Annotated in this window: 8 protein-coding genes; 2 read left to right on the forward strand and 6 right to left on the reverse strand. The window is 56.0% G+C overall.

Features of this window, described 5'->3' with window-relative positions; genetic code table 11:
* Positions 1-536 precede the first annotated feature (536 nt).
* Positions 537-3,242 (forward strand): HTH-type transcriptional regulator MalT, encoded by a 2,706-nt coding sequence (gene malT, locus ACMGG3_RS16665; RefSeq protein ID WP_020884564.1) that lies wholly within the window; start codon positions 537-539, stop codon positions 3,240-3,242.
* Positions 3,243-3,325: 83 nt separating this feature from the next.
* On the opposite strand, the gene ACMGG3_RS16670 is transcribed toward malT, so the two are convergent.
* Genes ACMGG3_RS16670 through glpE form a run of 3 tightly spaced genes read right to left on the reverse strand, consistent with a single transcriptional unit; the run spans position 3,326 to position 5,311 of the window.
* Positions 3,326-4,084: a DeoR/GlpR family transcriptional regulator gene (locus ACMGG3_RS16670; protein ID WP_008503060.1), complete on the reverse strand. Its 759-nt coding sequence runs from the start codon at positions 4,082-4,084 to the stop codon at positions 3,326-3,328.
* Positions 4,085-4,100: 16 nt separating this feature from the next.
* A complete protein-coding gene (gene glpG, locus ACMGG3_RS16675; protein ID WP_032679123.1) occupies positions 4,101-4,931 on the reverse strand; it encodes a rhomboid family intramembrane serine protease GlpG in 831 nt (276 codons plus the stop codon).
* A 47-nt stretch (positions 4,932-4,978) separates the two neighbouring features.
* Complete coding sequence (glpE, locus tag ACMGG3_RS16680; protein WP_041162890.1) at positions 4,979-5,311, reverse strand: thiosulfate sulfurtransferase GlpE; 333 nt, start codon at positions 5,309-5,311, stop codon at positions 4,979-4,981.
* Between the two features lie 252 nt (positions 5,312-5,563).
* Between glpE and glpD the strand changes: the two genes are divergently transcribed.
* Complete coding sequence (gene glpD / locus ACMGG3_RS16685) at positions 5,564-7,072, forward strand: glycerol-3-phosphate dehydrogenase (RefSeq protein ID WP_025202849.1); 1,509 nt, start codon at positions 5,564-5,566, stop codon at positions 7,070-7,072.
* Between the two features lie 87 nt (positions 7,073-7,159).
* Here the strand turns inward: glpD and glgP are convergent, their stop codons facing one another.
* From glgP to glgC, 3 genes are read right to left on the reverse strand one after another with little or no spacing between them, the layout of a single operon-like run.
* Positions 7,160-9,607 carry a glycogen phosphorylase gene (gene glgP / locus ACMGG3_RS16690; RefSeq protein ID WP_014171981.1) on the reverse strand — a complete coding sequence of 816 codons (2,448 nt, stop codon included), beginning with the start codon at positions 9,605-9,607 and terminating at the stop codon, positions 7,160-7,162.
* 18 nt (positions 9,608-9,625) lie between these two features.
* A complete protein-coding gene (gene glgA / locus ACMGG3_RS16695; protein ID WP_014171982.1) occupies positions 9,626-11,059 on the reverse strand; it encodes a glycogen synthase GlgA in 1,434 nt (477 codons plus the stop codon).
* A complete protein-coding gene (glgC, locus tag ACMGG3_RS16700) occupies positions 11,059-12,354 on the reverse strand; it encodes a glucose-1-phosphate adenylyltransferase (RefSeq protein ID WP_020884559.1) in 1,296 nt (431 codons plus the stop codon). Before glgC ends, glgA begins: the two co-directional genes overlap by 1 nt.

Here is a 12,354-nt window from a genome sequence, read left to right on the forward strand (position 1 = left end):
CAGGCTCATTTCGCCTCTTCCTCATCCCGCAGGGGATTAGGCAGGGAGGAGTAGCGGGGATGAGCATAAAAGTGTGATCAAGGCCACTCTGAGAGCATAGTGTGAGTGTGCCAGGAAGAAAAAAAGATAACCGGGGAGAATGTCAAAAAAATGAAATACAGTTTCGGATGAAATTAATCCGCGCCGAAATGATTACTTACGCAGAATAATATTTCTGCAATGGGGCCTTACCTAAGGGGATTATTAATCTCACTCAACTTTACCCGAACTTTATTAAATTTGACGTCACTATACCTTTCTGAAACCAGTTTCAGCGTAACCGTGTGACACTGGGACAAGCCAGCGCTGACGCGGTGTTAAAGCCATTCTGGAAAAGTTCCGGTACTCGCCTGAATGTTTTGTGACAGAGTGCAAATTCAGAGCCACAAAACCCAGACATAACTTGCAATAGTTCTCTTTCTGGCCGACCTTATAGCTATTAATTACGAAGCGCAAAAAAAATAAATTCTCTCGTTCCCCACAGTGAAGTGAAAACTATGTTGATTCCGTCTAAATTAAGTCGCCCGGTTCGTCTTGACCATACAGTGGTCCGCGAGCGTCTGCTGGCTAAACTTTCCGGCGCGCATAATTTCCGACTGGCGCTGGTTACGAGCCCTGCAGGTTATGGAAAAACAACGCTCATTTCGCAATGGGCCGCAGGTAAGAGCGACCTTGGCTGGTACTCCCTTGATGAGGGCGATAACCAGCAAGAGCGTTTTGCCAGCTATCTGATTGCTGCCATTCAGCAGGCAACCAACGGACACTGCGTCGCCAGTGAGGTCATGGTGCAAAAGCGCCAGTACGCCAGCCTGTCTTCCCTTTTCTCACAGCTGTTTATCGAACTGGCCGAATGGCATCGCCCGCTGTACGTGGTGATTGATGATTATCATCTCATCACTAACCCGGTTATCCATGAATCGATGCGTTTCTTCCTGCGTCATCAGCCGGAAAACCTGACCCTGGTCGTGCTGTCGCGTAACCTGCCGCAACTGGGCATCGCCAACCTGCGCGTGCGCGATCAGCTGCTGGAAGTCGGCAGCCAGCAGCTGGCCTTTACCCATCAGGAAGCCAAACAGTTCTTTGACTGTCGACTGAACTCGCCAATTGAGGCCTCCGAAAGCAGCCGCCTGTGTGATGATGTCGCCGGCTGGGCGACGGCGCTGCAGCTGATTGCCCTCTCTGCCCGGCAAAATAACAGCCCAACGCACCAGTCTGCGCGTCGCCTGGCGGGGATTAACGCGAGCCATCTTTCTGATTATCTCGTCGACGAAGTGCTGAACAGCGTTGATCCGTCGACCCGAAATTTCCTGCTCAAAAGTTCTCTGCTGCGTTCCATGAACGACGCGCTGATCGTGCGCGTGACCGGCTGTGAAAACGGTCAGCTGCAGCTGGAAGAGATTGAACGCCAGGGCCTGTTCCTGACCCGAATGGACGATCCCGGCGAGTGGTTCAGCTATCACCCACTGTTCGGCAGCTTCCTGCGCCAGCGCTGTCAGTGGGAGCTTGCGACGGAACTGCCGGAAATCCATCGCGCCGCCGCCGAAAGCTGGATGGCCCAAGGTTTCCCGAGCGAGGCGATTCACCACGCGCTTGCCGCCGGTGATGCCGGCATGCTGCGCGATATCCTCCTTAACCACGCATGGGGCTTGTTTAACCACAGCGAGCTGACGTTGCTTGAAGAGTCACTGAAAGCCCTGCCGTGGGAGAGCCTGCTGGAGAATCCGCGCCTGGTGCTGCTGCAGGCCTGGCTGATGCAGAGCCAGCATCGCTACAGTGAAGTAAATACCCTGCTGGCACGTGCCGAGCAGGAGATGGAAAGCGATATGGATGCCACCCTGCACGGCGAATTCAACGCCCTGCGGGCGCAGGTGGCGATTAACGACGGTGACCCGGAAGAGGCAGAGCGCCTGGCGATGGTTGCGCTGGATGAACTGCCGCTGGCCAATTTCTACAGCCGTATTGTGGCCACCTCGGTACACGGTGAAGTTCTGCACTGCAAAGGCGAGCTGACGCGCTCCCTTTCGCTCATGCAACAAACTGAACAGATGGCCCGCCGCCACGATGTCTGGCATTACGCGCTGTGGAGCCTGATCCAGCAAAGTGAAATTTTGTTTGCGCAGGGGTTCCTGCAGGCCGCCTGGGAAAATCAGGAAAAGGCTTTCCAGCTGATTCGTGAGCAGCATCTGGAACAGCTGCCGATGCACGAGTTCCTGCTGCGCATTCGTGCACAGCTCCTTTGGGCATGGTCGCGTCTGGATGAAGCGGAAAGCTGCGCCCGTCAGGGTGTGGACGTTCTCTCCAGCTTCCAGCCACAGCAGCAATTGCAGTGTCTGGCGCTGCTGGTCCAGTGCTCGCTGGCGCGTGGCGATCTCGATAACGCCCGCAACCACCTTAACCGTCTGGAAAACCTGCTCGGTAACGGTCAGTACCACAGCGACTGGGTGTCCAACGCCGATAAGGTGCGGGTGATTTACTGGCAGATGACCGGCGACAAAAAATCCGCCGCTAACTGGTTACGTCAGACCCCTAAACCGGAATTTGCCAACAACCACTTCCTGCAGAGCCAGTGGCGCAATATTGCCCGCGTCCAGATCCTGCTCGGTGAATTAGAACCTGCCGAAATCGTGCTGGAAGAGCTTAATGAAAACGCCCGCAGCCTGCGGCTGATGAGCGATCTCAACCGCAACCTGCTTCTGCTGAACCAGCTTTACTGGCAGGCGGGCCGCAAAAACGATGCCCAGCGTGTCCTGCTGGAAGCGCTGCAGCTGGCGAACCGCACCGGGTTTATCAGCCACTTTGTCATTGAAGGTGAAGTGATGGCCCAGCAGCTGCGACAGTTGATTCAACTCAATACGCTGCCAGAGCTGGATCAGCATCGTGCCCAGCGTATTCTGCGCGAGATTAACCAGCACCATCGCCATAAGTTTGCGCACTTTGATGAGAACTTTGTTGAACGTCTGCTGAACCATCCGGAAGTACCGGAACTGATCCGCACCAGCCCGCTCACTCAGCGCGAATGGCAGGTGCTGGGGCTGATCTACTCAGGCTACAGCAACGAGCAGATCGCCGGTGAACTGGCGGTGGCGGCGACCACCATCAAAACCCATATCCGTAATCTCTATCAGAAGCTGGGCGTCGCCCATCGTCAGGATGCGGTGCAGCATGCACAGCAGCTGCTGAAGATGATGGGGTACGGCGTGTAATTCCGGTGCGCGTGGGTGCCCTCACCCGGCCTGTTTTGCAGAAACTAAAAACGGCAACCTTCGGTTGCCGTTTTGCTTTTACGTCAGCACAGTTCCAGCTGCAGATTATTATCCTTAATCACCTGCATCACGCCTGCCGGCGGCATCACGTCGGTATAAACCGCATCAACCATGCTGATGCTGCCCATATTCACCATCGCGTTACGGCCAAACTTGGAGTGGTCCACCACGAGCATAACGTGGCGTGAATTCTCAATAATCGCGCGCTTGGTGCGGACTTCATGATAATCAAACTCCAGCAGGGAGCCATCGCTGTCGATACCGCTGATCCCGAGAATGCCGAAATCGAGACGGAACTGAGAGATAAAGTCGAGCGTCGCTTCACCGATGATGCCGCCGTCGCGGCTGCGCAACTCGCCGCCCGCAAGAATGATGCGGAAATCGTCTTTCTGCATCAGGGTATTCGCGACATTCAGGTTATTGGTCACGACGCGCAGGTTTTCATGATCCAGCAGCGCATGGGCGACCGCTTCCGGCGTGGTGCCGATATCAATAAACAGCGTCGCCCCGTTAGGGATCTGGCTGGCGACTTTCCGCGCAATGCGCTCTTTCTCCGCCGTTTGCGTGGCTTTACGGTCATGCCATGAGGTATTGACCGAGCTGGACGGCAGCGCCGCCCCGCCGTGGTGGCGCAGAATACGGTTTTGATCGGCAAGGTCGTTCAGGTCACGACGAATGGTCTGCGGGCTGACGGCAAACTGCTCGACCAGCTCTTCGGTACTGACATATCCCTGTTTTTTAACCAGTTCGATAATGGCGTCATGACGTTGTGTTTGTTTCATCAATTATCCCTGAGAATTATGTTCGTTTTCGCGCATGGAGCGTGTCGGCAAACGCCATCGCCAGCCCAACGGCCAGCCCGGTGACGTGTGCACCATTGGCGATAGACATACCAAACAGATCAAACCATCCGGCAATTAGCCATATTAACGCAAAGGTTATTAACCCGCGTTGCAGATAGATGCCACTTTCAGGATCGCGCTCACCTCTGAGCCAGACATAGCCCATCAGGGCATACACAACACCTGATAATCCGCCAAACCACGGGCCGCTGAATTTGTGCTGCACATAGCCACTCAACAGGGCACTGATGACGGTGATCACAATCAGCTTCCCGCTGCCAAGACGCTTCTCGACGGCACCGCCAAGGTACCACCACCACAGCAGGTTAAAGAGAATATGCATCACCGAGAAGTGCATCAGCGCGTGGGTAAAATAGCGCCAGACGTCAACGTCCAGTGAAGGGTCATAGGGCCATGCCAGGGCGATCATGACGCTCTGGTCGCCGACCACGTTCATCATAATGAACACGATAATGCAGGCCGCCATCAGCAGCAGCGTAAACGGACCCGCGCGTTCGCGCACGGTGGCAAAGAAGGGAAAACGACGATAGTGCAGCCCGCTGCCCGTCTGGCCTGATTGCCAGCTTGCGGCCAGATAGCGCGGGTCGCCAGGGTTCTCAAGGAATCGCGCCAGCTCCTCATTTACCCTCGCGGCCTGGCTCTCGTCGGCCAGCCACACATCGGTCTGATGATGTTGCTGGATGGTCAGAATAACGCCCTGCGTCGCCATATAGTCGACAAACGCCTGGGCGACGCGCGGGTTGGTAAAAGAGGTGATCATCAACATGGGCAGCCGTCGCTTATTTCCACACAAAAGGGGACAGTATAGCGGTATCAGCGCTCAAACGCGTATTCAACTTCTGCCGGGAAATGACGATGCCAGGCATCGAAGCCGCCATCGACGCTGTAAACCGCATCGTAGCCCTGCTGAAGCAGGTACTGCGCTGCACCTTTACTGCTGTTGCCGTGGTAGCACATGACCATCACCGGCGTGTCGAAGTCGTTATCGCGCATAAACGCGGCCAGGGAGTCGTTGGTCAGGTGGAACGCGCCTGGCGTGTGGCCCATCGCAAAGCTCTGTGGATCGCGGATGTCCACCAGCACAGCCGTTCCCTGGTGCATTTTCTGATGGGCTTCTTCTACGTTAATACATTCAAACTGATCCATGGTGCTCTCATCTTATATTCAGGTGTGGTGCGCTTCCTCTCACCCCCACTCTCTCCTGAAGTGAGAAGGATGGGCGAGGGCATCAAGCGGCACTATTTTACCCCGTAGTGTACGTCCTGGCGGCGGGTAAACGCCATTATGTTATCCATATCACTCTAAATTGTTTTTTTGATGTTACCAAAAGCGCGTTCCTTTGCTATTATGAGCGATATCGAACATTTCTGAGCTTTAACGAAAGTGCGTGAGGGTGTTATGGAAACCAAAGATCTGATTGTGATAGGCGGTGGCATCAACGGTGCCGGGATTGCGGCCGATGCTGCAGGACGCGGTTTATCCGTGCTGATGCTGGAAGCTAACGATCTCGCCTGCGCGACCTCGTCCGCCAGCTCCAAACTGATCCACGGTGGCCTGCGCTACCTGGAACACTACGAATTCCGCCTGGTCAGCGAAGCCCTGGCCGAACGTGAAGTGCTGCTGAAAATGGCCCCGCATCTGGCGATTCCGATGCGCTTTCGCCTGCCCCACCGCCCGCATCTGCGTCCGGCGTGGATGATTCGAATCGGTCTGTTTATGTACGATCATCTGGGCAAACGTACCAGCCTGCCAGGATCGACCGGTTTGCGTTTTGGCTCAGAATCGGTCCTTAAACCTGAAATCGTGCGCGGATTCGAATATTCCGACTGCTGGGTAGACGATGCGCGTCTGGTCCTTGCCAATGCGCAGATGGTGGTGAAAAAAGGCGGCGAGGTGAAAACCCGCACCCGCGCCACGGCTGCCCGTCGTGAAAACGGCCTGTGGATTGTTGAAGCGGAAGACGTGGATACCGGCGAGAAGTTCAGCTGGAAAGCGCGCGGCCTGGTAAACGCCACCGGGCCGTGGGTGAAACAGTTCTTTGATGAGGGAATGCACCTGCCTTCGCCGTACGGCATCCGCCTGATCAAAGGCAGCCACATTGTCGTGCCACGCGTGCATACCCAGAAGCAGGCCTATATCCTGCAAAACGAAGATAAACGTATCGTGTTTGTGATCCCGTGGATGGACGAGTTCTCCATCATCGGCACCACCGACGTGGAGTACAAAGGCGATCCGAAAAATGTCGAGATCGATGAAAGTGAAGTCAGCTACCTGCTGAAAGTGTATAACGCGCACTTCAAAAAACAGCTGGCACGCGATGACGTGGTCTGGACTTACTCCGGCGTGCGTCCGCTGTGTGATGACGAATCGGACTCACCGCAGGCCATCACCCGCGACTATACGCTGGATATTCATGACGTGGACGGCCAGGCACCGCTGCTGTCGGTCTTTGGCGGCAAGCTCACTACCTATCGTAAGCTGGCCGAACACGCACTGGAAAAACTGGTGCCGTACTACAAAGGGATTGGCCCGGCCTGGACTAAAGGTGCCGTATTGCCTGGCGGCGATATCGGGGATAACCGCGATGATTATGCCGCGAAACTGCGCCGTCGCTACCCGTTCATCACCGAAGGGATGGCGCGTCACTACGCCCGTACCTACGGCAGTAATACGGAATGGATCCTGGGTGAAGCCAAAACGCTTGCCGACCTGGGTGAACATTTCGGTCACGAACTCTACGAAGCCGAACTGCGCTATCTGGTGGAGAACGAGTGGGTGCGCCGCCTGGATGATGCCATCTGGCGTCGTACCAAAGAAGGGATGTGGCTGGATGCCGAGCAGCAGTCGCGCGTGGCGCAGTGGCTGGCGCAGAACGCGGGAAAGCGTGAGCTGTCATTAGCATCGTGATGTAAAAAAGCCCGGTGGCGTTACGCTTCCCGGGCCTGCAGATCGCACAAGCCGGGTCAGGCGAAGCCGCCACCCGGCTCTGTTTTTTTATAACCGCACGGGATCGATATGCCAGATAGTTTCAGCGTATTCTTTGATAGTACGGTCTGATGAGAAATACCCCATATTGGCGATGTTATGCATCGCGGCGCTGGTCCACTTCTCCTGCTGACGGTACAACTCGTCCACGTTGTCCTGACAGTCGACATAGCTGCGGTAATCCGCCAGCACCTGATAGTGGTCACCAAAGTTAATCAGTGAATCGACCAGATCGCGATAGCGGCTCGGCTCTTCAGGGTTAAACACGCCGGTGGCGATTTGCGTCAACACCTGACGCAGCTCTTCATCTTCTTCGTAGTACTCGCGCGGCGAGTAGCCCTTCCTGCGAAGCGCCTCCACCTCCTCCGTCGTGTTACCGAAGATAAAGATATTCTCTGCCCCCACATGTTCCAGCATCTCAACGTTCGCGCCATCCAGCGTACCGATGGTCAGTGCGCCATTCAGGGCAAACTTCATATTACTGGTGCCGGAGGCTTCCGTACCGGCCGTGGAAATCTGCTCAGACAGGTCCGCCGCCGGAATGATCAACTGCGCCAGACTCACACTGTAGTTCGGGACAAAGACCACCTTCAGCTTGTCACCGATATCCGGATCGTTGTTGACCACCTTCGCCACATCATTGATGAGATGAATAATGTGCTTCGCCATGTAGTATGCCGACGCCGCCTTACCGGCAAAGATTTTCACCCGTGGCACCCAGTCGGCCGTTGGGTCGGCTTTGATGCGATTGTAGTGCGTGATGACGTGCAGCACGTTCATGAGCTGTCGCTTGTACTCATGGATACGCTTGATTTGCACATCAAACAACGCTTTCGGGTTGGCCACCACGTTCAGGTGCAGCGCAAGATACACCGACAGCCGCTTCTTGTTCAGAAGCTTGGCTTCACGCACGGCTTTGTTCACCGCCGGGAAATCCAGGTGCTGTTCAAGCTCGCCCAGCTGACTCAAATCGGTACGCCAGGTGCGGCCAATATGTTCGTCCAGGACGTCGGAGAGCGGCTGGTTAGCCAGCGCCAGCCAGCGACGCGGGGTAACACCGTTCGTCACGTTGCAAAAACGCGTCGGGAAGATCTTCGCGAAATCAGCAAACAGCGACTGCACCATCAGGTTCGAGTGCAGTCCGGAAACCCCGTTCACCTTGTGGCTGATCACCACCGCCAGCCAGGCCATACGCACGCGGCGACCGTTGGATTCATCAATGATTGAAGCCCGGCTCAGCAGGCCAGTATCGTTCGGATACTGCTCCTGCAGCGTCTTCAGGAAGTAGTCGTTAATCTCAAAGATAATCTGCAGATGGCGCGGCAAAATTTTACCGAGCATGTCGACCGGCCAGGTTTCCAGCGCTTCGCTCATCAGGGTGTGGTTGGTGTACGAGAAGACCTGGCAGGTCACTTCAAACGCATCATCCCAGCTGAATTTGTGCTCGTCGATCAGCAGACGCATGAGCTCGGGGATCGAAAGCACCGGGTGGGTGTCGTTGAGGTGAATGGCGGTTTTTTCCGCCAGGTTACTGTAGGTTTTGTGCAGCTGATAATGACGGCTCAGGATGTCCTGAATCGTCGCGGACACAAGGAAATACTCCTGACGCAGACGCAGTTCGCGTCCGGAATAGGTCGAGTCATCCGGATAGAGCACGCGGGAGACGTTTTCAGAGTGGTTTTTATCTTCCACCGCCGCAAAATAGTCGCCCTGGTTGAATTTACCGAGGTTGATTTCGCTACTGGCCTGGGCGCTCCACAGGCGCAGGGTGTTGGTGGCATCGGTGTCGTAGCCGGGGATAATCTGGTCATAGGCCACGGCCAGGATCTCTTCCGTCTCAACCCAGCGGGATTTTTTCCCTTCCTGCTGAATACGGCCACCAAAGCGCACTTTGTAGCGCGTGTTGTGTCGTTTGAATTCCCACGGGTTACCGTACTCAAGCCAGTAGTCCGGAGACTCTTTCTGTCGGCCTTCCACGATGTTCTGCTTGAACATGCCGTAGTCGTAGCGAATCCCGTAGCCGCGGCCCGGCAGGGCCAGCGTCGCCAGCGAGTCCAGGAAACAGGCGGCCAGGCGCCCCAGGCCGCCGTTACCGAGGCCCGGGTCGTTCTCTTCGTCAATCAGCTCTTCTAAATCTAACCCCATCTCTTCCAGTGCGGTTTTGACGTCGTCATAGATACCGAGCGACAACAGCGCATTGGACAGCGTGCGGCCAATCAAAAATTCCATCGACAGGTAATAAACCTGCCGCGTTTCCTGCGAGAGCTGGGCGCGGTTAGAGCGCAGCCAGCGTTCCACTAAGCGGTCACGCACGGCAAACAGCGTGGCGTTCAGCCACTCGTGTTTGTTGGCGATGACCGGGTCTTTCCCGATGGTGAACATCAGCTTATAGGCGATAGAGTGCTTTAACGCCTCAACGCTGAGCGTGGGTGAAGAATAGCTAAAAGGAGCATTCATATCAGTAACTTCGCCTCGTTACATCAAGCGTTGATAAAGGTCGCGGTATGACTGCGCCGCAACGTGCCAGCCAAAGTCCAGAGACATCGCCTGACGCTGAACGTAACGCCACAGAGATGGACGGGACCACAAGACGAAAGCACGCCGAATCGCCCGCAGCAGCGACCAGGCATTACTGTCCTCAAAGACAAACCCGCTGGCGATACCGTCCGCAAGGTTTTCCAGAGAACTGTCCGATACGGTGTCCGCCAGCCCGCCGGTACGACGTACCAGCGGCAGCGTGCCGTATTTCAGGCCATAGAGCTGCGTCAGGCCACACGGTTCGAAACGGCTCGGCACCAGAATGACGTCAGCGCCGCCCATAATCCGGTGCGAAAACGCTTCGTGATAGCCAATCTGCACCCCTACCTGCCCGGGGTGTTCCGCCGCAGCCGCAAGGAAACCTTCCTGCAGCACCGGGTCGCCGGCACCGAGCAGCGCCAGTTGTCCCCCCTGCTCCAGTAAGCCCGGCAGCGCCTCCAGCACTAAATCCAGCCCTTTCTGGCTGGTCAGACGGCTGACGACGGCGAACAGCGGCACTTTATCGTTCACCTTCAGCCCCATCGCAATCTGCAGCTGGCGTTTGTTTTCCGCTTTGTCTTCCACGGAATCGCGGCCATAGCGTGCCGCCAGCAGAAGATCGGTCTCCGGATTCCAGATCTGCTCATCAACGCCGTTGAGGATCCCCGACAGGCGGCCCTCACGATGGCGCTGTCGCAGCAACCCTTCCAGACCGTTACCAAACTCCGGCTGGGTAATTTCCCGGGCGTAGGTCGGGCTCACGGCCGTAATGTGATCGGCGTAGTAGATGCCGGCTTTCAGGAACGAAATCTGCCCGTTAAACTCCAGCCCGTGCATGTTATAGAACGACCATGGCAGATCGATGTCATTCATGTGATGGGCATAGTACATGCCCTGATACGCCAGGTTGTGAACGGTAAAGACCGATTTCGCCGGGTGGCCGCGCGCCGCCAGATACGCCGGTGCAAGCCCGGCGTGCCAGTCGTGAGCGTGTACCACATTCGGGCGCCAGAACGGATCCAGCCCGGTTGCCATTTCAGCACCGACCCAGCCGAGCAGTGCGAAACGCAGCACGTTGTCGGTATAGGCGAACAGGTTCGTATCGTGATACGGGCTACCCGGTCGATCGTATAAATGCGGCGCATCAATCAGGTAAATGCCTACGCCATTGTAATGTCCAAACAGCAGGGTGATGCGTCCGGCGAAGGTTTCACGACGAGTGACCACCTTTGCATCTGGAATACCACGCCGGATATCCGGAAAAGCGGGCAACAGAACTCGGGTATCTACCCCCCCGGCGATTTGCGCCGCAGGCAATGCGCCAAGAACATCCGCCAGACCGCCCGTTTTTAACAACGGGAACATCTCAGAACATACATGTAAAACCTGCATTATCGCTCCTGTTTGACCTGCAGCTTCCGCAACATTTCCCGTGTTACTAACACGATCCCCTCTTCCGAACGGTAGAAACGACGCGCGTCTTCTTCCGCATTTTCACCAATCACCATGCCTTCAGGTATGACGCAGGCACGGTCGATAACGCAACGGCGCAGACGGCATGAGCGTCCGACCCAGACATCCGGCAGCAGCACCGCCGAATCGATATTACAGAATGAGTTCACGCGCACGCGGGGGAACAGCACCGACTGCACCACCACCGACCCCGAGATAATGCATCCGCCGGACACCAGCGAGTTCAGCGTCATGCCGTGACTGCCGGAGCGGTCCTGAACGAATTTCGCCGGCGGCAGCGATTCCATGTGGGTACGGATTGGCCAGTTCTGGTCGTACATATCCAGTTCAGGCGTCACCGACGCGAGATCGAGGTTTGCCTTCCAGTAGGCCTCCAGCGTTCCGACGTCGCGCCAGTAAGGTTCAGCATTCGGATCAGACTGCACGCAGGACAACGGGAAGGGATGTGCATACGCCATGCCAGCTTTGGTAATTTTCGGAATGATGTCTTTGCCGAAGTCGTGGCTGGAGTTTTCGTCTTTGTCGTCTTCTTCCAGCAGCGCGTAAAGATAATCGGCATCAAAGACATAGATCCCCATGCTGGCGAGTGATTTGGTATCGTCCCCCGGCATTGTCGGTGGGTTCGCCGGTTTTTCGACAAAATCGATAATCTTGTCGTCGGCGTCGACGTGCATCACCCCAAATGCCGTCGCCTCAGCAACAGGCACAGGCAGGCATGCCACGGTGCAACGCGCCCCTTTTTCGACGTGGTCGATCAGCATGTGGGAGTAGTCTTGCTTGTAGATATGATCGCCCGCGAGGATCACGATGTATTCCGCGTTATAACGGCGAATAATGTCGAGGTTTTGCGTCACCGCATCCGCCGTCCCGCGATACCAGTTCTCACCGTGAACGCGCTGCTGGGCAGGCAGAAGATCGACAAACTCATTCATCTCTTCACTGAAGAATGACCAGCCGCGCTGGATGTGCTGCACCAGAGTATGCGACTGATACTGCGTAATGACGCCAATGCGGCGAATGCCTGAGTTCAGGCAGTTGGAGAGCGCAAAGTCGATAATACGGAACTTACCACCAAAGTGGACGGCAGGTTTGGCGCGTTTGATGGTCAAATCTTTCAGACGAGTACCACGCCCGCCTGCGAGTATCAGGGCAACAGTTTTTAATGGTAGCTGGCGTGCCAACATTAAGGGATCGTTCTTCTCTAATCTAACCAT

This window comes from Enterobacter sp. BNK-18 (assembly GCF_047456135.1).
GTDB lineage: Bacteria > Pseudomonadota > Gammaproteobacteria > Enterobacterales > Enterobacteriaceae > Enterobacter > Enterobacter ludwigii.